At 69.8% G+C, this 24,114-nt stretch carries 30 protein-coding genes and 1 riboswitch; of the genes, 18 read left to right on the top strand and 12 right to left on the bottom strand.

Features of this window, described 5'->3' with window-relative positions:
• The first annotated feature begins 189 nt into the window (after positions 1-189).
• The 4 genes from AB5I40_RS02830 to AB5I40_RS02815 are packed head-to-tail and all read left to right on the top strand — an operon-like array spanning position 190 to position 4,758.
• Positions 190-1,482, top strand: a complete 1,293-nt coding sequence (locus AB5I40_RS02830) for a sugar ABC transporter substrate-binding protein (RefSeq protein WP_370936843.1) — start codon at positions 190-192, stop codon at positions 1,480-1,482.
• Positions 1,479-2,465: a carbohydrate ABC transporter permease gene (locus AB5I40_RS02825; RefSeq protein WP_370936842.1), complete on the top strand. Its 987-nt coding sequence runs from the start codon at positions 1,479-1,481 to the stop codon at positions 2,463-2,465. The genes AB5I40_RS02830 and AB5I40_RS02825 overlap by 4 nt, the downstream gene beginning before the upstream one ends.
• On the top strand, positions 2,462-3,292 hold the full coding sequence (locus tag AB5I40_RS02820) for a carbohydrate ABC transporter permease (protein WP_370936841.1): 831 nt from the start codon (positions 2,462-2,464) through the stop codon (positions 3,290-3,292). Before AB5I40_RS02825 ends, AB5I40_RS02820 begins: the two co-directional genes overlap by 4 nt.
• Positions 3,289-4,758, top strand: a complete 1,470-nt coding sequence (locus AB5I40_RS02815) for a glycoside hydrolase family 3 protein (protein WP_370936840.1) — start codon at positions 3,289-3,291, stop codon at positions 4,756-4,758. The genes AB5I40_RS02820 and AB5I40_RS02815 overlap by 4 nt, the downstream gene beginning before the upstream one ends.
• Positions 4,759-4,809: 51 nt before the next feature.
• Here AB5I40_RS02815 and AB5I40_RS02810 read toward each other — a convergent pair whose 3' ends face one another.
• From AB5I40_RS02810 to AB5I40_RS02800, 3 genes are all read right to left on the bottom strand, one after another.
• Positions 4,810-5,148, bottom strand: coding sequence for a P-II family nitrogen regulator (locus AB5I40_RS02810; RefSeq protein ID WP_344275778.1), 339 nt, complete (start codon positions 5,146-5,148; stop codon positions 4,810-4,812).
• On the bottom strand, positions 5,145-6,455 hold the full coding sequence (locus AB5I40_RS02805) for an ammonium transporter (protein WP_370936839.1): 1,311 nt from the start codon (positions 6,453-6,455) through the stop codon (positions 5,145-5,147). The genes AB5I40_RS02810 and AB5I40_RS02805 overlap by 4 nt, the downstream gene beginning before the upstream one ends.
• Positions 6,456-6,706: 251 nt before the next feature.
• Positions 6,707-7,159 carry an ATP-binding protein gene (locus AB5I40_RS02800; RefSeq protein ID WP_370936838.1) on the bottom strand — a complete coding sequence of 151 codons (453 nt, stop codon included), beginning with the start codon at positions 7,157-7,159 and terminating at the stop codon, positions 6,707-6,709.
• Positions 7,160-7,321: 162 nt separating this feature from the next.
• On the opposite strand from AB5I40_RS02800, the gene AB5I40_RS02795 reads away from it, so the two are divergent.
• From AB5I40_RS02795 to AB5I40_RS02745, 11 genes are all read left to right on the top strand, one after another.
• The gene (locus AB5I40_RS02795) at positions 7,322-7,840 is read left to right on the top strand and encodes a hypothetical protein (protein ID WP_370936837.1); all 519 of its coding nucleotides are present in this window, start codon (positions 7,322-7,324) and stop codon (positions 7,838-7,840) included.
• A 75-nt stretch (positions 7,841-7,915) separates the two neighbouring features.
• Positions 7,916-8,092 carry a CsbD family protein gene (locus AB5I40_RS02790; protein WP_354734829.1) on the top strand — a complete coding sequence of 59 codons (177 nt, stop codon included), beginning with the start codon at positions 7,916-7,918 and terminating at the stop codon, positions 8,090-8,092.
• 185 nt (positions 8,093-8,277) lie between these two features.
• Complete coding sequence (locus AB5I40_RS02785) at positions 8,278-9,099, top strand: GAF and ANTAR domain-containing protein (protein ID WP_370936836.1); 822 nt, start codon at positions 8,278-8,280, stop codon at positions 9,097-9,099.
• A 231-nt stretch (positions 9,100-9,330) separates the two neighbouring features.
• Entirely contained in the window at positions 9,331-10,947 is a 1,617-nt protein-coding gene (locus AB5I40_RS02780) for a SpoIIE family protein phosphatase (protein ID WP_370936835.1), read from the top strand.
• Complete coding sequence (locus AB5I40_RS02775; protein ID WP_370936834.1) at positions 10,944-12,035, top strand: B12-binding domain-containing protein; 1,092 nt, start codon at positions 10,944-10,946, stop codon at positions 12,033-12,035. The genes AB5I40_RS02780 and AB5I40_RS02775 overlap by 4 nt, the downstream gene beginning before the upstream one ends.
• Before the next feature lie 32 nt (positions 12,036-12,067).
• Entirely contained in the window at positions 12,068-12,394 is a 327-nt protein-coding gene (locus AB5I40_RS02770; protein ID WP_370936833.1) for an STAS domain-containing protein, read from the top strand.
• Between the two features lie 212 nt (positions 12,395-12,606).
• Entirely contained in the window at positions 12,607-13,047 is a 441-nt protein-coding gene (locus AB5I40_RS02765; RefSeq protein ID WP_370936832.1) for an SRPBCC family protein, read from the top strand.
• A gap of 46 nt (positions 13,048-13,093) precedes the next feature.
• Entirely contained in the window at positions 13,094-13,288 is a 195-nt protein-coding gene (locus AB5I40_RS02760) for a hypothetical protein (protein ID WP_370936831.1), read from the top strand.
• A 67-nt stretch (positions 13,289-13,355) separates the two neighbouring features.
• Entirely contained in the window at positions 13,356-14,228 is an 873-nt protein-coding gene (locus AB5I40_RS02755; RefSeq protein ID WP_370936830.1) for an alpha/beta fold hydrolase, read from the top strand.
• Positions 14,229-14,429: 201 nt separating this feature from the next.
• On the top strand, positions 14,430-15,014 hold the full coding sequence (locus AB5I40_RS02750; RefSeq protein WP_370936829.1) for a class II glutamine amidotransferase: 585 nt from the start codon (positions 14,430-14,432) through the stop codon (positions 15,012-15,014).
• Positions 15,015-15,134: 120 nt separating this feature from the next.
• Complete coding sequence (locus tag AB5I40_RS02745; protein WP_370936828.1) at positions 15,135-15,299, top strand: hypothetical protein; 165 nt, start codon at positions 15,135-15,137, stop codon at positions 15,297-15,299.
• A 16-nt stretch (positions 15,300-15,315) separates the two neighbouring features.
• Here the strand turns inward: AB5I40_RS02745 and AB5I40_RS02740 are convergent, their stop codons facing one another.
• The 4 genes from AB5I40_RS02740 to AB5I40_RS02725 are packed head-to-tail and all read right to left on the bottom strand — an operon-like array spanning position 15,316 to position 18,381.
• The gene (locus AB5I40_RS02740) at positions 15,316-15,810 is read right to left on the bottom strand and encodes a GNAT family N-acetyltransferase (RefSeq protein WP_370936827.1); all 495 of its coding nucleotides are present in this window, start codon (positions 15,808-15,810) and stop codon (positions 15,316-15,318) included.
• A gap of 40 nt (positions 15,811-15,850) precedes the next feature.
• Positions 15,851-16,837: a zinc-binding dehydrogenase gene (locus tag AB5I40_RS02735; protein WP_370936826.1), complete on the bottom strand. Its 987-nt coding sequence runs from the start codon at positions 16,835-16,837 to the stop codon at positions 15,851-15,853.
• Positions 16,838-16,857: 20 nt separating this feature from the next.
• The gene (locus AB5I40_RS02730; RefSeq protein WP_370936825.1) at positions 16,858-17,655 is read right to left on the bottom strand and encodes a helix-turn-helix domain-containing protein; all 798 of its coding nucleotides are present in this window, start codon (positions 17,653-17,655) and stop codon (positions 16,858-16,860) included.
• Between the two features lie 36 nt (positions 17,656-17,691).
• Positions 17,692-18,381, bottom strand: coding sequence for a nitroreductase family protein (locus AB5I40_RS02725; protein WP_370936824.1), 690 nt, complete (start codon positions 18,379-18,381; stop codon positions 17,692-17,694).
• Between the two features lie 70 nt (positions 18,382-18,451).
• Here AB5I40_RS02725 and AB5I40_RS02720 point away from each other — a divergent pair, with 70 nt between their 5' ends.
• Positions 18,452-19,354 carry a LysR family transcriptional regulator gene (locus AB5I40_RS02720; RefSeq protein ID WP_370936823.1) on the top strand — a complete coding sequence of 301 codons (903 nt, stop codon included), beginning with the start codon at positions 18,452-18,454 and terminating at the stop codon, positions 19,352-19,354.
• Here the strand turns inward: AB5I40_RS02720 and AB5I40_RS02715 are convergent.
• The 3 genes from AB5I40_RS02715 to AB5I40_RS02705 are packed head-to-tail and all read right to left on the bottom strand — an operon-like array spanning position 19,338 to position 21,165.
• Positions 19,338-20,162: an NmrA family NAD(P)-binding protein gene (locus AB5I40_RS02715; RefSeq protein WP_370936822.1), complete on the bottom strand. Its 825-nt coding sequence runs from the start codon at positions 20,160-20,162 to the stop codon at positions 19,338-19,340. The genes AB5I40_RS02720 and AB5I40_RS02715 overlap by 17 nt on opposite strands.
• 13 nt (positions 20,163-20,175) lie before the next feature.
• Positions 20,176-20,751: a TetR/AcrR family transcriptional regulator gene (locus AB5I40_RS02710; RefSeq protein ID WP_370936821.1), complete on the bottom strand. Its 576-nt coding sequence runs from the start codon at positions 20,749-20,751 to the stop codon at positions 20,176-20,178.
• A 57-nt stretch (positions 20,752-20,808) separates the two neighbouring features.
• Positions 20,809-21,165 carry a nucleotidyltransferase family protein gene (locus tag AB5I40_RS02705; RefSeq protein ID WP_370940439.1) on the bottom strand — a complete coding sequence of 119 codons (357 nt, stop codon included), beginning with the start codon at positions 21,163-21,165 and terminating at the stop codon, positions 20,809-20,811.
• Between the two features lie 190 nt (positions 21,166-21,355).
• On the opposite strand from AB5I40_RS02705, the gene AB5I40_RS02700 reads away from it, so the two are divergent.
• The gene (locus AB5I40_RS02700) at positions 21,356-21,730 is read left to right on the top strand and encodes a nuclear transport factor 2 family protein (protein WP_370936820.1); all 375 of its coding nucleotides are present in this window, start codon (positions 21,356-21,358) and stop codon (positions 21,728-21,730) included.
• Between the two features lie 215 nt (positions 21,731-21,945).
• Positions 21,946-22,045, bottom strand: a riboswitch (glycine riboswitch).
• A gap of 33 nt (positions 22,046-22,078) precedes the next feature.
• On the opposite strand, the gene AB5I40_RS02695 is transcribed toward AB5I40_RS02700, so the two are convergent.
• The gene (locus tag AB5I40_RS02695; RefSeq protein ID WP_009078853.1) at positions 22,079-22,660 is read right to left on the bottom strand and encodes a MerR family transcriptional regulator; all 582 of its coding nucleotides are present in this window, start codon (positions 22,658-22,660) and stop codon (positions 22,079-22,081) included.
• Positions 22,661-22,919: 259 nt separating this feature from the next.
• On the opposite strand from AB5I40_RS02695, the gene AB5I40_RS02690 reads away from it, so the two are divergent.
• Positions 22,920-23,549: a TetR/AcrR family transcriptional regulator gene (locus AB5I40_RS02690; protein WP_370936819.1), complete on the top strand. Its 630-nt coding sequence runs from the start codon at positions 22,920-22,922 to the stop codon at positions 23,547-23,549.
• A gap of 36 nt (positions 23,550-23,585) precedes the next feature.
• Here the strand turns inward: AB5I40_RS02690 and AB5I40_RS02685 are convergent, their stop codons facing one another.
• Positions 23,586-24,059: a bifunctional nuclease family protein gene (locus AB5I40_RS02685; protein WP_009078856.1), complete on the bottom strand. Its 474-nt coding sequence runs from the start codon at positions 24,057-24,059 to the stop codon at positions 23,586-23,588.
• Positions 24,060-24,114 lie beyond the last annotated feature (55 nt).

Genomic DNA, 24,114 nt, shown 5'->3' with positions numbered 1-24,114 from the left:
ACCAGCACTTTCCGCCCGGACGCCGGTAATCGCCCGGCCACACAGCGTCAACCAGGCAGACGTCTTCGCAACATCTTGGCAACCGGCTTGACACCGGCTGTGGTCCGGACCACCCTGCAGGACATTGGTCTACACCATTTGTCATTCAGCCCCGGTCGCCGACGACCGGGCACCGAAAGGACGAGACACGTGAAGCGCTGGCTCAAGCTGGCGGCGGGAGCCGCCGCCATCACGCTCGCCACGGCCGGGTGCGCCGGCTCCGGCGGGAGTGAGAACGCCTCGAGCGCTGGGGGCGCGCAGGACGGCAAGCTGACGGTCTGGCTGATGACCGGCTCCGCGCCGGACAGCCTGACCGCCGCCCTGAACAAGGAATTCGAGGCCGCCCACCCCGGCGTCAAGGTCGACTACCAGATCCAGCAGTGGAACGGCATCCAGCAGAAGCTGACCACCGCGCTGGCGAGCGACACGCCGCCGGACGTCATCGAGGTCGGCAACACCCAGACCCCCGCGTTCGCCGCGCAGGGCGTGCTGGCCGACCTCTCCGGCGACGTCAACAACCTCAACGGCGGGCAGTGGCTCGCCGGGCTCAAGGCGTCCGGCCAGTACGACGGCAAAACCGTCGGCGTGCCGTTCTACGCCGCGAACCGCGTCGTGATGTACCGCAAGGACATGTTCGAGCAGGCCGGCATCACCCAGCCGCCCACGTCGAACGACGAATGGCTCGCGGACATCGCCAAGCTGAAGACGAAATTCGGCAGCGACCCGCAGTTCCAGCCGCTCTACATGCCCGGCCAGAACTGGTACGCGCTGTCGTCGTTCATCTGGGACAACGGCGGCGACATCGCCAAGGGCGAGGGCAAGTCCTTCAAGTCCTCGCTGAACACGCCGGAAGCCAAGGCGGGCCTCGAGTTCTACAAGAAGCTCGTGGACACCTCCGGCACCACCGCGCCCAAGGACAACGACGAGGCCACCCCGCAGCAGGCCGGCATCTACGCCGCCGGCAAGGTCGCCATGTTCATCGGCACCCCGAACGAAGTGGCGACCGCGGCCAAGACCGACCCGGGCATCACCGCCAAGACCGGCGCGTTCCCGATCCCGTCGAAGACCGCCGGCCAGGGCGCTCCGGTGTTCCTCGGCGGCTCGAACCTGGTCGTCCCGCTCAACAGCAAGCACCAGGACCTCGCCAAGGACTACCTGAAGCTGCTGACCAGCACCAAGTACATGACGCAGCTCGCCGCCGGCGGCTACGTGCCGGGCACCTCCACCGACCTCAGCGCGCTCGACAAGGACCCGCTGGGCTCGGTGATGGCGAAGGCGTCGAAGAACGGCCACGCGATGCCGGCCAGCCCGAAATGGGGCGAGGTCGAATCCGGCCAGAACCCGCTGAAGGACATGCTGACCGCTTACCTGACCGGGAAGAAGACTCTCGACCAGGCCGCGGCCGACGCGAACACTGCCCTCGACAAGATCATCGGCGGATGACCGCGACGAAGGACACTCCGGTGCCGGCGGGGGCGACCCCGCCGGCACCGGCGCACGTCGGGGCGGCGCGGAAGCGGGGCAGCGGCTGGTTCAGCGAGCGGCTCATGCCGTACCTGCTGATCCTTCCCGCGCTCGCCGCCGTGCTGGTGCTGCTCGGCTGGCCCACCATCCAGATGCTCGGCATCAGCCTGCGTCAGCTCGACCTGCGCGAGCTGGTGACCGGCAAGATGGTGTGGATCGGCTTCAAGAACTACACCGACGTGCTGTCCGACCCCGAGTTCTGGGCAGTCGCGCTCCGCACGGTCCTCTTCACCGGCGCGCTCGTCGCCGGAACCCTGCTCGTGGCACTGCTGATCGCGGTGCTGATGCGCCACCTCAACCCGGTGCTGCGGATCTTCGTGCAGGTCTCGCTGGTGCTCGCGTGGGCGGTGCCGGTCATCGCCACCACCACGGTGTTCCAGTGGATCTTCGACCAGCAGTACGGCATCCTCAACAAGACGCTGGACAAACTGGGCTTCCATTCGTTCATCGGGTACTCGTGGTTCTCCACCGGCACGAGCACGCTCGTGGTGATCGGGCTGCTGGTGCTGTGGCAGGCCGTGCCGTTCGTCGCGTTCACGCTCTACGCGGGCCTCATCGGCGTGCCGCGCGAGCAGTACGAGGCGGCGGGCATCGACGGAGCCGGGCCGTGGCAGACGTTCCGCGCGGTCAGCTGGCCCGCGATCCGGCCGATCCTGACGATGGTGACGTTCCTGTCGATGCTGTGGGACTTCAACATGTTCGCCCAGGTGTGGGCCATCCGCCAGGGCGGCCCGGACGGCGCGAGCACGACGCTGGCGATCATGCAGTACCTCAAGGGCATCGCGGGCAGCCACTTCGGCTCCGCCGCGGCCATCGCCACCATCATGCTGGTGCTGCTCCTGCTGGTCACCGGCCGGTACGTGCAGCTGCTGGTCCGGACGAAGGACGGGGAGATCGCGTGAGAAAGTCCCTGCCCGCCCGGATTCTGGTGTCGGTCGCCGGAATTCTCGTGGCGCTGCTGTTCCTCTTCCCGACGTACTGGATGTTCACGACGTCGCTGAAGACCCCGGGCGACGTGCTGTCGCCGAAGTACGACCTGATCCCGACCTCGGCGACGCTGTCGAACTTCGCGTCGGCGCTGACCAAACCCGGGTTCGTCACGTACCTGACCAACAGCCTGATCGTGACGCTCGGCGCGGTGCTGGCCGCGCTGGTGGTGGGCGTGCTCGCGGCGATCCCGCTCGCGCGCTTCCGCTTCCGCGGCCGCAAGGGGTTCCTGCTGCTGATCCTGGTGGCGCAGCTGGCCCCGCTCTCGGCACTGTTCATCCCGATGTACCTGCTGATGCGCGACATCGGGCTGCTGAACACGCTGCCGTCGCTGCTGCTGGTGTACTTCGCGACGTCGCTGCCGTTCACCGTGTGGATGCTCTACGGGTTCGTCAACGGCATCCCGTACGACCTCGAAGAGGCCGCGATGATCGACGGCTGCAGCCGGGTCGGAGCGTTCCGCCGGGTCACGCTGCCGCTGCTCGGACCGGGCCTCGTGACGACGTCGGTGTTCAGTTTCATTACGGCGTGGAACGAATTCCTGTTCGCGCTGGTGTTCATGCGGGACCAGTCGAAGCAGACGCTGCCGGTGTGGCTGTCGTCGTTCAAGACGGCGTTCTCGATCGACTGGGGCGGCGTCATGGCCGCGTCGGTGATCTACGCGATCCCCGCCGTGATCTTCTTCCTGATCGTGCAACGGAAACTCGTGTCCGGCATGACCGCCGGCGCGGTGAAGGGATGACGGTGGCTCCCCTGTCCGAGGTGTCCGACCCCCGCAGGCTCGCCGAAGCCGTGCTGCTGCCCGGATTCGCCGGCACGACGGCGCCGGACTGGGTGCGCCGCAGACTCGCCGAGGGTCTCGGCGGCGTGATCCTGTTCGGCCGCAACGTGGTCGACGACGAACAGGTCGCCGCGCTCACGTCCGCGCTGCGGTCCGAACGGGACGACGTGGTCGTCGGGATCGACGAGGAGGGCGGCGACGTCACCCGCCTCGACGTCGGCAAGGGTTCGTTCGTGCCCGGCCCGCTCGCGCTGGGCGCGGCCGGGGATCCGGAGCTGACCGCCTCCGTCGCCGCCGCGCTCGGCGAACGGCTCGCGGCGTGCGGGGTCACGGTCAACCTCGCGCCGTGCGCGGACCTCACGCTTGCCGCGGAGGACCCGGGTATCGGCGTGCGCGCGTTCGGCTCGGATCCGGTGGCCGCTTCGCCGCACGTCGCGGCGTTCGTGACCGGCATGCAGAAGTACGGCGTCGCCGCGTGCGCGAAGCATTTCCCCGGGCACGGCGCGGCGACCGAGGATTCGCATCTCTCGCTGCCGGTGCTGCCGCGCACCGCGGCCGAGCTCCGGGAGGTCGAACTGGTCCCGTTCGCCGCGGCGATCGAGGCTGGTGTCCGGACTGTCATGTCCGGGCACCTCGTGGTCCGGGAATGGGGAGAGGAACCGGCGACGTTCAACCGGACCGCGCTGGTCGACGTGCTGCGCGGCGAACTGGGGTTCACCGGGACGGTCATCACGGACGCGTTGGAGATGGGGGCCATCTCCGGGGCGTACGGGCGGCACGACGGGATCGGCGAGGCTTCGGTCCGGGCTCTCCTGGGCGGCGCCGACGCGCTGTGCCTCGGCGGGGCCCCGTTCGATGCCGAGACGCTGGACCGGACCGCGGAGGCGATCGTCGCGGCGGTGTCCAGCGGGCGGCTTTCCTTGGAGCGGCTGGCCGACGCCGCGGTCCGGACGGCTTCGCTGGGTACCGCCCCGGCTCCGGCGACCGTGCAGCCGGTGGACTACTCGCTCGGTCTGTCCGCTGCTCGGTCCGCCCTGCGGGTCACCGGTAAGCCGCAGCTCGCGGGCCGCGCGCTCGTGGTGGACGTGCAGACCGAACCGGGTATCGCTGCCGGGCCGATGCCGTGGGGGCTGGGGGCGCACCTGGCGGAGCTGGTGCCGGGCACTCGGACGCTTTCGGTCTCCCCCGACGATGTCTCGACCGTCTTGGCGGAGGCCTCGTCGGTGGAGAGCGTTGTCGTGGTGACCCGGGAGGCGCACCGGCATCCGGCGGTGCGGGAGTTCCTGGCCGGTCTGTCCACTGTGGACTACATCCGGGTCGAAACCGGGGTTCCCGGGCCGGAAACCGGCACCGGGCCGCGGATCGACACCTTCAGCGGCTCCTACGTGAGCCTGCGCGCCGCCGCGGAATACCTCGCTCGCTCCTGACCTGCTGTCCGTGAAGGACTCCTCGAGGGAATCGAGGAGTCCTCCACGGGCCTACAGCGCGTCGCGGCCGCGCTCTCCGGTGCGGACGCGGACGACGGTCTCCACCGGCGTGACCCAGATCTTGCCGTCGCCGATCTTGCCGGTGTGCGCGGTGTCCTGCACCGTCCGCAGCGCGGCGTCGACCTGGTCGTCGTCGAGGAGGATCTCCAGGCGGTACTTGGTGATGAAATCGACCGCGTACTCCGCGCCCCGGTAGATCTCGGTGTGGCCCTTCTGCCTGCCGTATCCGCGGACCTCGCTGACGGTCATCCCGGCGACGCCGAGTTCCTGCAGCGCGATCCGGACGTCGTCCAGCACGAACGGTTTGACGACGGCGGTCAGCAGCTTCATCGGTTCTCCTCGCGCGCGGGCCGGTGCGATCCGAGCACACCGGCGGGCGCGCTCCCCCGGCGTCCGGACTGGACTGCCAGCTCGTACGCGCCTTCGGCGTGCTCAGCCTCGTCGACACCGTCGATCTCGGCTTCGCGGTCGACCCGGAATCCCATGAACTTGTGCATGACCCAGCCGATCAGGAAGGTCATCGCCAGCGAATACCCTAGTACCGCCAGCGTTCCGACCGCCTGGCGCCACAGCTGGTCGAATCCGCCGCCGTAGAACAGGCCGTTCGCGCCCTGCGGGGCCACGCTCACGGTCGCGAACAGGCCGATCAGCAGCGTCCCCACGAACCCGCCGAGGCCGTGCACCGCGACCACGTCGAGCGAGTCGTCGAAGCCGAACCGGTACTTCAGGCCCACCGCGAACGAGCACACGACGCCCGCCGCGACGCCGATCGCGATCGCGCCGACCGGTTCGACGTAAGCGCATCCCGGCGTGATCCCCACCAGCCCGGCCACCGCGCCGGAAGCGGCGCCGAGCGTAGTCGGCTTCCCGTCGCGGAACTGCTCGACGACCAGCCAGCCCAGCACCGCGGCCGCGCCCGCGACGGTGGTGTTCAGGAACGACGTGGCCGCGAGGTTCTTCGCGGCCAGCGCGGAACCGGCGTTGAACCCGAACCAGCCGAACCACAGCAGCCCGGCGCCGAACATCACGAACGGCAGGTTGTGCGGCCGGACGGCCTGCTTCGGCCAGCCGTGCCTGCGGCCGAGCACGATCGCGAGCGCCAGCGCGGCCGCCCCGGAGTTCACCTCGACGACGGTGCCGCCCGCGAAGTCCAGCACGTGCAGCTTCGCCGCGATCCACCCGTCGGGCGCGAAGACCCAGTGCGCCACCGGCAGGTACGCCACGGTGACCCACACGACGGAGAACACCGTCCAGGTCCAGAACCTGGCCCGCTCGGCGATCGCGCCGGCCAGCAGCGCCACCGTGATGACCGCGAACATCATCTGGAAGGCGACGAACGCGAACAGCGGCACCTGGGTCCCGGCGAGCCCGACCGTCTGGTCGGCCAGCCCGTGCAGCCCGGCCAGCCGCACCGTGCCGAGCAGGCCGCCGAACCAGTCGGGGCCGAACGCGAGCGAATACCCGTAAGCCACCCAGACCAGGCCGACGGTCGCGAGGCAGACGAACGTCATCGCCATCACGTTCAGCACGCTCCGGGCGCGCACCATCCCGCCGTAGAACAGCGCGAGACCCGGTGTCATCAGCATGACCAGCGCCGCGCTGACCAGCAACCACGCCGTGCTTCCGGTATCGACCACGGTCGGACTCTCCTTGTCGCCTCGTCCGGCCGATCAAGCTAACCGCGCGGTGTTACCGGAATGTTTCCGTCATGCTTCCGCTGCCTGCCCCTGAACCGGCGTAACGGTCCAACCGGGCCGAACCGGGCGGACGACCGCCGACGACGCGGTCCGCAGCCGCTTTGCCTAACCTCGAAATCCACTGTGGACAGTCAGGGCAGGCGGAAACCACGACCGAAATCGACATTCCGCTGTCCCGTCCGGCGCGTGTTTCACTTCGGCTCCGGCGACCCCGGACGGCGGGAATCGGAGCAAAGCGCCAGTTCGGCCCAGACGGTCTTCCCCCAGGGCAGCGGCGTCTGGCCCCAGCGGTCGGCGACAGCGTCGATCAAGGCCAAACCGCGTCCTCCGCCTTCGTAGCCGTCCCGGTGCCTGGCGAGGTCCGTGAGAGAGTCGGAAACCTCGATCAGGATCCGGTCTCCGCGCAACGACAGCGTCAGCTCGCACGGCGGACGGGCGTGCCGCAGCGCGTTGCTGGCGATCTCGTCGAGCACCAGGCGCACGTCGGCCACCGCGTCCGCGCCCGCGTGCGGGAGATGGCGGCGCACGAACGCCGCCGCCCGATCCCGGATCCGTCGCAGCATGGCGAAATCCTGCTCCAACGCCAAGCGCAGGAGCGCCGCTCCCGCGGGCGAACGGCTGTGCTGAGCCTCGTCGACACTCACGCTTGACCTCCCCCTGTGCGATATTAACGGATACCCGCCGCGCGGAGGCGGCAAACCAGAACTGGGGGAAATAAGATCCACCGGGCCTTCCGCATAGTTTTCCGGCCCGCTTTACCGTTCTTTGCCATGCGGGATTCCCCGAGCTGTGCCACCTTTTTCGTCATGACTGATCTCCCTGCTTATCCGTCCCCTTCCGCCGATCCGGCCGGAGCGCGGCCGCGTCCGGTGGCGGTCACCGGCGCCTTCTGGGCTTATGTGGCCGCGACCCTCGTCGGCCTCGCCGGAGCCGTGTTCCTGTTCTTCTCTCGAGAGGCGCTGGCGGACGCGATGCGAAGAGCGAACGGGCAGAACGCGGCACGCCTCTCCGACGCCCAGATCGACCAAGCGGTGACGATCGGCATCGTCGTCGGAGCAGTGCTCGCGATCGCGTTCGCCTTGTTGCACTTGCTGTTCGCGTTCAAACTCCGCGCGGGCCGCAACTGGGCGAGGATCGTGCTCACCGTGCTCACCGCGCTCCAAGTCGTCTCCCTGCTCGCGGGCCAGGCCACGGTGGTCGGCTCCGTCAGCGCTGTGTTCGCGCTGCTCGGCGTCGTCCTGTCCTTTCTCCCCCAGGCCAGTCAGTACATCGCCGCGACGAAGGCCGACCGCCGTCTCGGGACAACGGGTTTGGCCGGTGCCTGAGGCGGGTATCCGCCGTTTATCGCAAGCGCCGGGACCGCTTTTTCCCGAAACCTTAAATAGAAAGAGGAAAACGAGATGAGCGACACCGCCGGAAACAAGGCCGAAGAGATCAAGGGAAAGGCCAAGGAAGCGCTCGGCAACGCCACCGGGAACGAGCAGTGGCAGGCCGAGGGGAAAGCGGAGCAGGCCAAGGGTGCCCTCAAGCAGGCGGGAGAAAAGGTCAAAGACGCCGTCAAGGGCGTGAAAGACTGACCCCGCGCACTGAGCGGACGCGGCGGCGGCCGGGACTTCGGTTCCGGCCGCCGCCGCGTCGCGAGCCCCGCCGGCCCCGGGTTCCCTCCTCGCCGCGCCGAAGCGCCGGTCGTCGGTCCGCCGGCCCGTTCCCGCGGGCCGGTAAAGTTCGGCGGTGGCGCTGGGCAGGGAAAGAGGAGGCCGCGGTGACTGAGGTCGGCACAAGAGACGCCGAAGACTGGGAGGCGGACCGGATCGCGTTCTGCGCGGAACCGGCCGTCGAGGGCTGGGCCCGGTCGGGGGTCGCCGCCGAAGGGCCGCTGGCGCAGCGGTTCGGCGCGCTCGCGGTGCACCTGCTCGGCGCGGGCTCCCTGCACGAAGCGATGGAGCGCGTGGTGTCCGCCGCGCTGCGGATCGTCCCGGAGGCGGACTTGGCCAGCATCACCCTGCGCTCGGCCGACGGCGGGTTCCACACGCCGGTCTGCACGGACGCGACCGCCGAGGAACTGGACCGCGTCCAGTACCAGACCGGCGAAGGGCCGTGCCTGGAGGCCGCGCTGCAGGGACGGCCCGGGTACGCGCTGGCCAACAACCTCCCGGACTCGGAGGCGTTCCCCGAATTCGGCAGGCGCGCCGGGGCGTTCGGGTTCGGCTCCCTGCTGGCCTCGACCCTGCTGCCGGATCTCAAATCCGACCTGCCGCCCGGTGCGATCAACCTCTACAGCCGCCGGGCCGGGGCCTTCGACGACGCCGCCGTCGACAACGCGCTCGTGCTGGCTTCCCACGCGTCGCTCGCCCTCGCCGGATCGGCCGCGCACACCGCGGCCGCGCTCAAGGAAATCCATCTCAAGCGCGCCGTCGACAGCCGGGACCTGATCGGCCAGGCCAAGGGCATCCTGATGAACCGCCGCGGCATCTCGGCCGACGCGGCGTTCGACATCCTGCGCCGCACGTCCCAGGATCTCAACGTCAAACTGGTCGACCTCGCCCACACCGTGGCCGAGCGGCACCAGGAACTCGACGTCTGAACCCGGACAGGTCGCGTGAATTCCTGACGAACGGGTAGCCGGTGAGCAGAGTTGGTCTTCGGCGCGCAGGAGACCCGGCTCCAGGCTCCGCCGGTCAAGACCCGAAGCCGGCGGAGCCGCCTGGGCCGCTGCCCGGAAAACGAGGTTTGAGACGGCCGCGGGCGGGTATCCGGGGCTTTGGCTCTCCGGACGGCACCGTCCGCTAGACGAAAACGGGGTGAAGGACCGCTCGTGGCGGATCTGAAACGGGCGGACCTTTCCGCGGATGTCGTATCTCGGTGGAGTTCAGCACCCTGCCCTGTACTGGTCACTGATGCCGACGGCACGGTCGTCGCGCTCAATGCCGCGGCCGAACGGCTGTTTCCTCAAGCTGCGCCGGGCGCGGTGCTCGCCGAAGCGATAGCCGGCTGGCCGGACGGCGGTATCGAAGGCGTACGCGGTGCCGAGGACAGCTGGGATCGCAGCTACGAGGTGCACCCGGTAACGCACGATGACGGAACGATCACCTGGTGGCTGACGGAGAACACCGACGCGCGCCTCGCCGAGACCGCCTTGCGCACCGAGCGGCGGCGGGCGCAGTTCCTCGCCGAGGCGTCGACCGCGTTGCTGGGGTCGCTGAATCTGCAGCGGTGCATGCAGGTCGCCGGAAAGCTGGCCGTGCAGCACCTCGCCGACGCGGCGCTCCTGATCACTCCGGCCGCACAGCACCGCGTTCCGGCGGTGCTCTGCGTTCGAGGCCGTGAACCCGAGCAGCTCGAACTCGCCGCCGAACTGTCCGAGGTGCCCGGGCTCGCCGAGGCGCTGCAAGGGTTTCCGCCGGTCCCGTCGCGCTGGATCGACCCGGCGTCCGCGCCGGCGTGGCTGATCCCCCCGGGATTCGGCGACGTGGGCTCGATCGTGGTGACGCCCTTGCCCGGCCACGGCGTCCCGGCCGGGGCGCTGGTTCTCCTGCGGAAGGCCGAACGCGCAGCGTTCAGCGAGGACGAGGAGATCTTCGCCCGGTTGTTCGCGGCCCGGTCCGGAGTGGCGATGTCCGCCGCGCGGATGTTCGCCCAGCAGTCGTCGATCACCGAAACGCTGATGCGCGAACTGCTTCCGCCCGTGCTGCACGAGGTCGCGGGCGCGGAGCTCGCGGGACGGTATCGCGCCGCGCTCGACTCGGAACGGGTCGGCGGCGATTTCTACGACGTCTACCCGGCGGCGGGCGACAGCCCGGAATCGCTCGTGGTGCTGGGCGATGTGTGCGGCAAAGGCGTCGAAGCAGCGGTGCTCACCGGGAAGGTCCGCAACACGCTGCACGCCTTGCTGCCGCTGGCCTCGGACCACCATCGCGTGCTCAGCATGCTCAACGACGCGCTGCTCACTTCCCACCACACCCGTTTCGTCACCCTCGCGCTCGCGTCGGTGTCGCCGCTGGCCGCCGGTCTGCGGCTGCGGCTGACGTGCGCGGGGCACCTGCCACCGCTGATCGTCCGGGCGAACGGGGAGGTCGAGGTGGTGGACACGGTCGGCACCGTGGTCGGCGTGCTGCCCGAGATCGACACGACCACGGTCGAAGTAACGCTCGCGCCCGGCGAGACGTGCCTGCTCTACACCGACGGCATCACCGAGGCGCGCGGCGGTCCGCTGGGCGATCAGATGTTCGGCGAGGAGCGCCTGCACGAGGCGCTGACCCGGTGCGCGGGCATGCCCGCGGAGGCGATCGCCGAGCACGTCCACATGCTCGCGGCCGAATGGGCTCGCGAACGCGATCACGACGACATGGCAGTCGTCGTGATCGCCGCGCCTCGCGGCCAGCACCTGTCGGCGGTCGGCGGCTCGAGCCGCGGCAGGTACACCGCCGCATGACCGCCTCGAGCAAGCCTCGCACCGACCCGTCGCTGTCCGTCGAGGACGTCGCCGCCCAGCTCTGGACCGCGGCCGCCGACGGCGACGAACACGCGGCGGGCGGCATCGCGCTCCGGGCCCTCGAGTCCGGAATGGACACCGAAACCGTCCTGCTCGACGTGATCGGCGCGGTGCAGCGGAAAGTCGGCGAGGAGTGGGCGGCCAACCGGCTGACCGTGACCCGGGAACATGCCGTCACCGCGATCAACGACCGGGTGGTCGCCGCCGTGAGCCTCGCCTCCGGCCCGTCGTCCGGTCCTCCGCTCGCCCGGGTGACCGTCGCCTGCGTGGACGGGGAATGGCACGCGCTGCCCGCCCGGCTGCTGGCCGAAGTGCTGCGGTCGCGCGGGTTCCGGGTCGACTACCTCGGCGCGCAGGTCCCGGCGTCGCACCTGATCGCCGACGTGCACCGCACCGGCCCGGACGCTGTCGCACTGTCCGGCTCGATCCCGACGCGGCTGCCCGCCGCGCACGCGACGATCACCGCGTGCCAAGCCGCCGGCGTCCCGGTCATCGCGGGCGGCGCCGCGTTCGGAACGGACGGCCGCTATGCCCGCCTGTTCGGCGCCGACGCCTGGGCGCCCGACGCTCGCGCCGCCGCCGACCTCCTCGCCGGGCAACCGCTGGGCGCGCCCCGCGGCGCGCACCAGGCCGTGGACGATCTGCCGCACCTGCTCGACCAGGAATACACCATGATCTCGCGAACCTCGCCCCAGCTGGTGAAGGCCGCGCTCGCCGGGCTGCGCGAACGGATCCCCGCGGTGGCCCGCTACAGCGAACTCCAGCTGCAGCACACCGTCGAGGATCTGGCGAGCATCGTCGACTACCTCAAGACGTCGGTCTACGTCGACGATCCCGAGCTGTTCACGGGTTTCCTGCGCTGGACCGCCGACATCCTCGCCGCCCGCGGCGTCCCGTCCGGCTATCTGACGCCCGCACTGGACGTCCTCGGCGAGGAACTGCGGGACTTCCCCCGGGCCCGCGCCACCCTCGACCGCGCGCAGGCCGAACTTCTCCGGCCCGACGACCATCGTGAAAGCCGCCCATGATGCCGCCGCACCCGCTCGCTTGCACGTGGAGCATGCCGCACCCAGGCATCGCGCGCCTGACCGTCACCGGCGAACTCGACTACGACAGCCAGCCCGCACTCATCGGCGCGACCCGGGAAATGCTGGCCGCGCAGCCGGATTGCCGCACCGTCCGCCTCGACTGCGGCGGACTGTCCTTTTGCGACTCGTCGGGTCTGGCCGCCTTGCTCATGGTCGACCGGCTGGTCCGCTCAGCCGGCGCGGCGCTGCACCTGGACGACCGGTCGCCGGAATTCGACCGGCTGCTCCGGCGCACGAATCTCGTGGCCCATTTCACCGGGTCGGCCGCCGAAAACGCTCAGCGACACCGAGATCCCTGAGAAGCCGCACCGCTTGCCCCGCCTCAAGATGCCCTCGGCCTGGCCGATGACGTCCTGCGGGCGACGCACGAGCGAACTGGGCGTGGCGCGCTACGGCCGTCTTCCGCGGAAGCGCGGCACGCTGGGCACTCGCCCGGCGCGTTTGCTCTCCCGTCCGGCCGGGTAGCCGGAGAACTCGGCAAGACTCCGCAGAATCTCCGAGGAAAGGTGCCATGGCTGCTGCAGCGCATTACGTCGAGGTCAACGCCCCAGCCCAGGCCTGCTACGACTGGTGGCGGCCCCTGACGCGGCTGCCGGAACTGTTCTCCGACGTCCGGTCGGTCGAGGCCGTGGACGGCGACGAGACGCGCACCCGCTGGAAGGTCGACGGACCGGCGGGGTCCACAGTGGAATGGGAGGCCCGGATCGCCGAGGACGCGCCCCCGCGCACAATCGCCTGGACCACTGTGGACGACGCGGACCCGGACGTGCGCAACTCCGGCGTCGTCCGGTTCGACGACAAGGGCGACGGCCGCACCGGTTTCGAGATCTCCCTCGAGTACGAGCCTCCGGCAGGCAAACTGGGCGAAGCGGTCGCGTCGCTGCTGGCCGACCCGCAGAAGAAGGTCGAGCGGGCCGCGGAGCAGTTCCGGACCGTCATCGAAGCCCGCTGACCAAGCCGGCGCCCGGGCTCACAACAGGATCGGCACAGGAGTGACCGTGGCTTTTCTCAAGGGACACCCACGGCGTGCCCTTGTGGCGCGGGCGCTCCTCTTGGCGGCTTGGTGGGCTGTCTACACATTCGTGATCCGGCCCCTGCTGCCGGACGGGGACATCGTGGGCGTCGTCATCATCATCGTGCTGTCGTTGGGCATCTTGGCCGTGCCGATCGTCGCCGCGTGCCGCCGCCGATGACCGCCCGCGACGTCGCGGCCCATGACCTTCATGGCTTGCCGCAACGAAACCTGGGGAGAGCGAATCCATGTTCGAGGGTTTCACGACCGAGACGGTGGACGGCGCCGGTTGCCCCGTTTTCGTGCGGCACGCGGGAAGCGGCCCGCCGGTCCTGCTGTTGCACGGCCATCCCCGCACCTCGGCGACCTGGTATCGGGTCGCGCCTCAGTTGGCGGAACGCGGATTCACGGTCGTGTGCGCCGACCTCCCCGGATACGGCCGGTCCGGGAAGCCCGAACCCGCCGAGGACCACGAGCCGCACTCCAAACGGGCAAGCGCGCAACGGCTGCTGGCGGTGATGCGCGCGCTCGGCCACGAACAGTTCGCCGTCGTCGGGCACGACCGGGGCAGCTACCTCGCCCTCCGCATGGCCCTCGACCGCCCGGACCGCGTGCTCCGGGCGGTGCTGGCCGACTGCCTTCCGGTCAGCGAACACCTTGGCCGGATCACCCCGAAGTTCGCGACCGAGTGGTGGCACTGGTTCTTCTTCGCCCAGCCCGAAACCCCGGAGCGCGTGATCAACGCCGACCCCGACTCGTGGTACCGCGGCGACCCCGAAAAAATGGGCCGCGAAAACCACGCCGAATGGCGCGCGGCGACGCGGGACCCGGAAGTCGTCCGCGGCATGCTCGAGGACTACCGCGCCGGTCTCACCGTGGACTACCGCGACGAACTAGCCGACCGCGCCGCCGGCCGGAAGCTCAAGCAGCCAGTGCTCGTCCTGTGGTCCCTGCGCGACGATCTGGAAGACCTCTACGGCGATCCCCTGCGCATCTGGCGGGAGTGGGCCGAGGACGTGCGCGGGCACGGCATCGACTCCGGTCACCACATGGCCGAACTGGCGCCCGACGCGGTCTCCGCTTCTGTCGCGGATTTCCTCGATCCGCTCAAAGCGACGTAAGACCGCGCGCGCAGTCCTGCCGACAGCGACAAATGAGGAGACGTTCGCCTGCTCGATCGCGCCCAGAATCATCCCGAACGACCCGACGACGAACAGCCAGATCGCCAACAACTCGGTCGCGTGATGAACGCGGCAACGTCCAGGGTTCAGGCCGGTTCCCCCGGGTAACCACAACCCCACCGCGACGGGAAGGGTTCCGGAATGTGCCGTCTGTTTGGTCTGTCCGCTGCCCCGCAGCGCGTGCACGCCACGTTCTGGCTGCTCGAAGCGCCCGACAGCCTCGCCGTCCAGAGCCGGCGCGAGCCCGACGGGACGGGGCTCGGCGTGTTCGACGCGGACGGCTCCCCGCAAGTGCGGAAACAGCCGTTCGCCGCCTACGAGGACGAGAAGTTCGCTTACGAGGCAAAGCATTGCGAATCGGCGACCGTCCTCGCCCACATCCGCTACGCCTCGACCGGCGGCCTCGAACCGGCCAATACCCATCCCTTCGTCCAGCACGGACGCCTTTTCGCCCACAACGGCGTCATCGGTGACCTGCCCCGGTTGGAAGAACGGCTCGGCGAGTACCGGGACCTCGTCGAGGGCGACACCGACTCAGAACGGTTTTTCGCCCTCGTCACCAAGGAAACCGAAGCCCGCGGCGGCAACGTCAGCGCCGGGATCACCGCCGCCGCACGCTGGGCCGCCGCCAACCTGCCCGTGTACGCGATCAACCTGATTCTCACCACGCCGACCGAACTGTGGGCCTTGCGCTACCCGGACACGCACGATCTCTGGGTCCTGTAGCGCTGCCCCGGCGGGCCGCACGGTGACCGGCGGCTCGAACACGCCAGCGCCGCCGGGCGGATCCGGGCGCGCTCCAGCGGTCTCGCCGACCGTCGCGCCGTCGTCGTCGCCAGCGAACGGATGGACGAGGATCCCGCCTGGCAGCACCTCCGGCCCGGCGAACTCCTGCGCGTCGGCCCGGACCAGACCGCGACCCGCCGGATCGTGCTCGACCAGCCGCCCCGGCACCCGCTCACCCTCGACGACCTCGGGGCCCACGCCGCCGCGTCCCAGCAGGGCCGGTGACCCTGTCGCAACGACTTCAGGCCGCTTCGTCGGCCAGGCTGCGAGTGAAAGCGACCCGGTCCAGCCCAGGCCCGTCGTAGTCCGGCAGCACCTCGGAAACCTCGAACCCGAGCCTCGCGTGATAAGCGCGCGAAGCGGTGTTCTGCGGGCTCGTGATGCACTTGACCTTCCGCACGCCCGATTCCCGCACCCGGCCGAAGAACCATTCGTACAACGACCGGCCGATCCCCTGCCCGTGCAACTCCGGGTCGACGCCGACGAAGTGGATGTACGCGACCGACGGGTCGGTCTGCGAGACGAAGCCGATCAGGAACGCCGCGAGCGTCCCGTCCGGACGCTCGACCAGGCGGCTGGTCGTGGTGAAGTGCTGGAAGTACAGGCGCGGCACCAGCAACGCCCGCTCCTTCGCACCGGCTTCGCCCTTCAGCCCGCCCCACCACGGGCCCAGCGCGGCAAGCACGCGGGCGTGGTCTTCTTCGGTCGGCTGGCGGAAAGTCAGGTCGGCACTCATGCCCCGAGCCTCTCGTTTCCGCGCCCGCCAAGCAACCTGGTTACCGGCGCGGGTCGACGTGGATCTTCGGCGCCCCCGCCGGCCGTTCCCCGCCGAGCACCGCCGCGACCTCGCCCAGCCCGACCGTCGCCGCCACCAACGGCCGCGGATCAACCTCACCGGACGCGTACGCGTCGATCGCCTGCGCCAGTCCCGGAGACCCGCTGAGCACGCCGATCGCCGTAACGTCCTTCAACGCCAACGCTCGCGTGTCCAGCAGGCTCGGCCGCCCCGCGAGTCCGATGTAGACAACCCGCCCCGCCGGTTCGACCATCTCCGCGGCGAGGGCCGGAGCCGCGGGATCGCCCGTCGCGTCCACGACCGCGTCGAACGGCGGCTCCGGAATGCTCGTCCCAGCCGAGAAACCCAAGCCGCGCGCGAATTCCACCGACCACGGCGTCGCGCCCACGAGATGCACCTCGCTGCCCGCGGCCTGGAGGAACAGCGCGGTGAGCAACCCGATCGTCCCCGGCCCGAGAACCAGCACCCGCTCCCCCGCCGCCGCCCGCGCCGCGCGGCACGCGTTGCCGCCCGGTTCGACCAGCGCGCCCGCGACGGGATCCAGCGCGTCCGGCAGCTCGTGCAGCGATCGCACCGGCACGGCGAGACGTTCCGCCAATGCTCCCGCCCGGCCGCCTCGGATGCCGACCTCCTGGCGATGCTCGCAGACGTGCTGGTGGCCGCCCCGGCAGCGTCGGCAGTCCCCGCACCCGAGCATCGTGTCGCCGGTGACCCGGCGGCCGACCCACGCGGGATGCACGCCGGGACCGGTCTCGGACACCGTGCCGCACCATTCGTGGCCGAGCCGCATCGGGTAGCGCGCGTGGCCGTCGGCGAGGTACTGCATCTCGCCGGTGAAGAATTCGACGTCCGTGCCGCAGACTCCGGCCCGCTCCACGTCGACGACCACCTCGCCGACCCCGGCGACCGGCTCCGGCACCTCGGCCGGACCCGCCTCCCCCGGCCCGGTCACCACGAACGCCCGCATGGTCCCGATCGTAACGGCGTTCAGCCGGTCACGCGCTCGCGCAGGAAGGCCGCCGTCGCCGGATCGGCCGGGTAGAACGACTCGATCACCAGCTCCGCGACCGTCACGTCCAACGGAGTCCCGAAAGTCGCCACCGTGCTGAAGAACGTCAGCTCCAGATCCCCCTGCCGGTACCGCAGCGGCACGAAAATGTCGCCCGGCCCAGGGACCTCGACCTCCGGGACCTCGTCATCGCACGGATACCCGCGCAGCTCCTCCAGCAACTCCGCCAGCCCGGCGTCCGCGGTCTGCTCCACCTGACGCCGCAACCGCCCCAGCAGATGCGCCCTCCACTCCCCCAGATTGAGCACCCGCGGCGCCATCCCGTCCGGGTGCAGCGTCGCGCGCAGGACGTTCACCGGCCCGGTCAGCAGGTCCGGTGCGATGCCTTCGGTGAGCACTCCCAGACTCAGGTTGGCGTCGACCAGGTTCCAGCCGCGGTCGACCACCGCCGCCGGATACGGGTCGTGTCCGGCGAGCAGCCGCCGGACAGCCTCGCGGATCACGGTCATCTCCGGCGCTCCGATGTCGGACTCGCCGTACGCCGGTGCGTAGCCCGCAGCCAGCAGCAGGCGGTTCCGTTCGCGCAGCGGGATGTCGAGGTGCTCGCCCAGCCGCAGCACCATGTCCCGGCTCGGCTTGGACCTTCCGGTCTCCACGAAGCTCAGGTGGCGCGTCGAGATGTCCGCCGAGATCGCGAGGTCGAGCTGGCTGATGCGGCGGCGGTCGCGCCATTCCCGGAGCAGTTCGCCGACCGGGGCCTTCACCGTAGTCGTCACCCGGCCGACGCTACGGCCTCGCCGGCCGGGAGACCATTACCCCCGAGGTAACGGCGCGTGCACCACCAGCGCCTCGCCGAGCGGTTTGCGGTCGAGATCGGGCACCTCGCAGTCCGGCGCGGGATAGCCGACCGGGAACAGGATGTACGGCCGTTCGGTGACCGGGCGTTCGAAGACCTCGTTGAGGAAGCCCATCGGGTTCGGGGTGTGGGTGAGCGTCGCGAGGCCCATGGCGTGCAGCGCGGTGATGAACATGCCGCACGCGATGCCGACGCTCTCGTTGACGTAGTAGTTCTTCCGCAGCGAACCGTCCGGCAGCGGCGTGCTTTTCTGCGCGAAGGCGACCACCAGCCACGGCGCGACCTCGAGGAACTCCTTGTGCTCGTCGGTTTCGAGCCGGGCGAGCGCCGCGTGCCAGTCCGGCGCGTTGCGCTCCCGGTAGAACTTCCGCTCCTCGACCTCGGCCGCCTCGCGCACCGCGCGCTTCACCTCCGGATCCGCGGTCGCGACGAACGTCCACGGCTGGTGGTGCGCCCCGCTCGGCGCGGTGTTGGCGATCCGCACCGCGGTCTCGATCGCTTCGAGCGGCACCGGGTCCGGGGAGAACCAGCGGACCGACCGGCGCCGGTCGAGCAGCCGGTACAGCTCCTGCCCGCGCGCGAGGCTTTCCTCCGGGGACAGCCGAGGCGGCGCGTACGGGACGAACGGGTGCTGGTGCCGGGTCATGCTCCGACCCTGCCGCGCCGGCGGTCATCGGTCCAGTTCACATTTCTGGTGAAGGACATAAGCTGACCTCATGTCTCCCTCGTTGCGCCAGCTCGAGTATCTGGTCGCGGTCGCCGACACCGGCGGACTCACCGCGGCGGCGGACAGCTGCCACGTGTCGCAGTCGGCGGTGTCGCTGGCGATCGCTTCGCTGGAACGGACTTTGGGCGTACAACTCATCCTGCGCGGCCCCGGCCGGACGACAGCCCTGACCGACGCCGGCCGCCAGGTCGTCGGCGAGGCCCGCGCGGTGCTCACGTCGGTCGCCGAGCTGGGCACGACCGCCCGCGACTACGGCCAAGATCTCGCCGGACGCCTGAGTTTCGGCTGCTACACGCCCCTCGCGCCGCTGCACGTGCCCGCCGCGCTGGCGACCTTCCGGACCCAGCATCCGGAAGTCGACGTCACGTTCGTCGAGGGCACTCTCCCGGACCTGCAGCACCTCCTGCTGGAGGGCCGCTGCGACCTGGCCGTGCTGTACCGGCAAGACCTCGTGCCGGGGATCGCGGTGGACAAGCTGTACGACCAGCCGCCGAGCGTGCTCCTCCCGCCGGACCATCCCCTGGCGCGCCGCAAGACGGTTTCGTTGCGCGCCTTGGCGGACGAGCCGTTCATCCTGCTGGACGTACCGCCGTCGGAACGCTATTTCCGCGACGTCTTCGCCTCCGTCGGCCTGCCCATGCCGGTCGCGCACCGCACGACGAGCTTCGAACTCGCGCGGGCGTTGGTGGCCCGAGGGCTCGGCTACACGCTGTCGGTGCAGCGCCCGCCGTTGGAGCTTTCCGTTGAAGGCACGCCCTTCGCGGTACGTCCATTGCGTGAGCGAGTCCCGACGACGCCCGTCGTCCTGGCCCGCGCGGAGGGCGCTCGCTTGACCCGCCGCGCCGAAACGTTCCGCACCTTCTGCCGAGAGTTCTTCAGCTCTGGAGCGTAAGGCTGCGCGGCTCGCGGCCGAGCAGCTCGGCCAGCACCGGACTCGTCTCCGCGAAATGACCTCGGCGGGCCGCCTGGAACATCGAGAGCTTCATCCGCCCGATCTCCTCAGGTTCGCCTGCGATCCACTCGTCGTCGTCCACGACCACGCGTTTCACCTCGCGCCCGGAGACCCGCGAGGCGATCTCAGCCACGTCGTCGAACGTCACCGCCTGCCGCGCGGTCAACGTCACCGGACCGTCGAACACCCTGTCACCGGCCAGAATCACCGCCGCCGCTTCGGCAGCATCCGCCCGGTCCGTCCAGGAGACCGCGCCGTCCGCTGGTGCCGAGATCACTCCGGTCTCCCGCCAGTTCCCGAGCAGCCAACCGATGCTGTGCGCATAGAACCCGTTGCGCAGCGCCGTCCACGAGACCCCGGACTCGGCGAGAATCCGTTCGGTCGCGGCATGCTCCGGCCCCGGAGGGAATGGAGTGTCCATTCGGGAATTCTGGTGGCTGGTGTACAGAATCCGTTGCGCCCCAGCCGCTGCCGCCGCCTCGATGCCCGCTCGATGCAAGCTGACCCCGTCCGCATGCGGATCATTCGAAGAGACGAGCAGCACCTTTTCGGCTCCTTCAAAGGAATGCCGCAACGCCGCCGGGTCCTCATAGGAACCCTGCCGCACTCGCACACCCCGGTCGGCGAAATGCTGTGCCTTGGCGACATCCCGGACGCTGACGCCGACCTCCTCCGCCGGGACCAGTTTGAGAAGGTGCTCCACCGTCGCCCCGTTGAGCGCGCCAGTTGCTCCGGTGATGATGATCATGTCCGAACTCCCCTCAATGCTTTCGCAGCAACGGCAGCAGAATGTCGTCCACGAGATGCCGCACGAACCGGTCGTCGCACTGCTCTCCGGCGAAGACGATCCGGTGCACGATCACCGCGGGCGCGACCTCGGCGAACAATGCGGCCGCACCAGGAGCCAGTTCTTCGCCCGGCAGCCGATCCGCCATCGCCGCTTGGTCCCGGCGCAGGATCCGGCGCATCTCGTCGGCGAGCCGGACATCGCCGCGCATGCCCGCGAACAGCGCGCCCAGCAAGCCGATCTCCTGCTCCTCGATCTCGCGCGCCAGCCACCCCACGACGGCCAGCAGGTTCTCCCGCAATCCCCCGGCGACGGGTTCGGGCGGAGCGGAGCCTTGCCGCTGCTCCACCGCCGCCGCGACGAGGGCCGCTTTGTCGCGGTACCGCCGGTAAATCGTCGTCTTGGCCACGCCCGCCCGCGCCGCGATCGCCTCGATGGACAGCTGGTCGTAGCCGACCTCAGTCAGCACCGCCAGGGCGGCCTCGTGAATCGCGACGTCCCGCCGGGCATCGCGCGGCCTGCCCACGACTGGCGAATCCGACACGCCCATCCCACTTTCGATACGATACTGTTTCGTATCGAAAGTACGCCGTATCCGAGGCGCGCGTCAACTGGGCCACGGCAAGACAGTCAGTGCGGGCCATTGTCCTTGCCACCGCCGGGCTTTCGCCTCGTAACTGCTCCGCGGCGCGTGCCCGGGATTCGGCCGCACGACGAGGTTGAACAGGTCGGCGAACCCGTGCGGCGCGTAGACCTGCCACTCCCCTTCGCTGTCCAGCCGAATCCTGAGACACGGCGTCGTGGACGGAAAGGAGTCGCCGAAGCGGTCCTCGTACCAGAGATGCACCCGCGCCGAGTTGCGGATTTCCACCGTGATCGGGAGATCCCCGAACCTCCGCGCGCCCTCCTCGATGACCGAGCTCTCCGCTTCCCAGCTGAGATCCGAGTCTTCGAAGTAGAACAGTTGCGGGTCACGATCTCGCGGAATTTCCCCAGTTGCCGCTCGATCGGCAGACGGCCGTAGTCCATGCCCCGGTTCAGCACGGCGAACCGATTACCTCTCGCGTAATCGACCAGCCGCCGCCGTTCGGACAAGCTTGGCCCTACCGAAACCGGGACACCGAAAACCCGGACGACACAAGGAGAATCCCGCGATGACCACCACCGCACCGACCGCCGCCGACGTCGCCCGCCGTTACCTCGACATCTGGAACGAGACCGACCCGCAGCGGCGGCGCCAGCTCGTCTCGGAGGTCTTCGCGCCGGGCGCGACCTACACCGATCCGCTCGGCGCGGTCGCCGGACAGGACGAGATCGACGGATTCATCGGCGGCGCGCAGGCGCAGTTCGCCGGACTCGTCTTCAGCCTGCCCGCGGAGCCGGACGCGCACCACGATCTCGCGCGGTTCCAGTGGTATCTGTCGGCCCCGGGCAACCCCGAGCCGATCGCGATCGGGTTCGACGTCATCGAGATCGCCGACGGCCGGATCGCCAAGGTGCACGGGTTCCTGGACAAGATTCCGGGCTGACCGACCGAAAACGCCGAGATGTGGTCTTGACCACATCCACGAGGTTCAGACCACCCGGGAGGTCTGAACCTCGACCGGCGCGCACGCGAAAAGGCCCTCCCCACTCTGTCCGTACCCCGAGGGGCGCCTGAGAGTTTCACCCGCGTGGATACGCGGGTTTGCACCGTCGGCGGCACCGGCTGGTGGTCTCCTGCCGATGCGCTTTCCAGAGGCGTCTCGTCCGCGCGGTCCAGGGTGCCTGAGAGGTTCCGGGGAGGACTTGCTCCTTCGGCGCCGGTCCGGGGATGCCGGTCCGGTCTCTCCCGCGCGGGATCGTCGATCGCGCGCCCAGTCTAGCGCGGAGGAAGATCAGCCGGTGCGGCGGGCGTTGCGGCGCTGGGTCAGCTCGTCCGGCACCACGGCCTCGACGAGACCGCCGTCGGCGCGCTCGGCCGGGAACTCGTGGATCGTGCCGCTGATCTCCTGCATCGCACCGCTGACCGCGATGCCGAACACGCCCTGGCCGCCCTGGAGCAGATCCACGATCTCCTCCGGCGAGGTGCATTCGTACACCGTGGTGCCGTCGGAGAACAGCGTGACCTTCGCCAGGTCGCGCACCCCGCGCACGCGCAGGTGGTCCACTGCGACGCGGATGTTCTGCAGCGAGACCCCGGTGTCCAGCAGGCGTTTCACGACCTTGAGGACCAGGATGTCCTTGAACGAGTACAGCCGCTGAGACCCCGAACCGTGCGCCGTCCGGATGCTGGGCGCGACCAGCTTCGTGCGCGCCCAGTAGTCCAGCTGGCGGTAGGTGATCCCGGCGATCTGGCAGGCCGCGGGACCGCGGTAGCCGACCAGTTCGTCGGGCAGCGAGGCGTCGGGGAACAGCTCGCCCTGCTCGCCGTCGGCGACAGGTCCGGCAGGTATCTCCGGACGACCAGCCTCGACCACCGCAAGCCTCCCCTCGCCCGGCCTCGCGGCAGGGCGTTCGACAGGCCGGTCGAGCCCAGGATCGGGATCGGCCGGGGAAAACTGCCACGAGCGCGCCGGGTCGGCGAATCACATCGTGGCGATTTACCGCCTTTGACGGTAAGGCTGCGCCGCGAGCCGGTCAACGCGACGCGCGGCGGACCTCAAGGCCGTGTCGAGGCTTTGGCCCGTTCGCCGTACGGGATTGCCATTTTTTACTCGGTCGAGTAACTTATTACTCATGCAAGTAAACATCGACACGCAAGCCGAACTCGGCCTCAGCGTCACCGAGGCCACCACCCGGGCGCAGATCATCGGCGCGACCATCGCCACGATCGCCGACCACGGGTACGCGCGCACCACCTTCGCGCGCATCAAGGAGCGGGCCGGCCTCAGCAGCACCCGGCTGATCTCGTACCACTTCACGAACAAGGCCGGCCTGATGCAGGCCGTGCTGAGCACGGTGTCCGAGACCAAATCGGAATACCTGCGCCAGCGCAGCGAAGGCGTCGACCCGGCGGACCGGCCGGCGAACCTGCGCGCCTACATCGAAACCTCGGTCGCGTTCCTGCGCGACTACCCGCAATGCGAGCGGGTGCTGGTGGAGATGGCCGCGCACGCCGACGACCGCGACGGCTGGGCGATGACCGGCGTCATGGTCGGGCAATTGCGCACCGGCGCGTTGCAGCGGCAGCTGGACCAGGGCCGCAAGGAGGGGGCGTTCGGCGACATCTCGCCGGAGATCGTGGCGCTGTCGATCGCGCAGGCCGTCGACGGGGTCGCGGCCGCCTACGCCGCGAATCCGGAGATCGACCTGGACCGCTACGGCCGGGAGCTGGCGGACCTGTTCGCGCGCGCCACCGCACGCTGAGCTCGTGCCCGGTGGGAAACCACCGGGCGGGGGCGATCAGGTGTCGGCGCCGCGGAAGTCTTCCGGGGAGACGGAGTCGAGGAACTCGCGGAACTTCTCGACCTCGTCCTCCTGCTCGTCCGGGATGATCAGGCCGGCTTCTTCGAGCACCGCGTCGACCGCGTGGATCGGGACGCCGATCCGCAGCGCCAGCGCGACCGAATCGCTCGGGCGGGCCGACACGCGGATGTCGCCGTCGAAGACCAGTTCGGCGAAGAACGTGCCTTCTTTGAGGTCGGTGATGACGACCTGCTCGAGCTCGCGGCCGAGCGCGCCGATGACCTCTTTGAGCAGATCGTGGGTGAGCGGCCGGGCGGGCCGGACGCCTTGCTGTTCCAGGGCGATCGCGGTGGCTTCGACCGAGCCGATCCAGATCGGCAGGTACCGCTCGCCCTCGGTCTCCCGCAGCAACAAGATCGGCTGATTGGCGGGCAGTTCGACCCGCACTCCGACGACGCGCATCTCGCTCATCGGGCTTCGCCTCCCTCTCGTGCACACGGGCCGCAGCGCTGGCGACGGCTGACGA

Source organism: Amycolatopsis sp. cg13 (assembly GCF_041346965.1).
GTDB lineage: Bacteria > Actinomycetota > Actinomycetes > Mycobacteriales > Pseudonocardiaceae > Amycolatopsis.
Note: the sequence above shows the minus strand (reverse complement) of the source record. Positions and strands in the feature narration are given on the sequence as shown.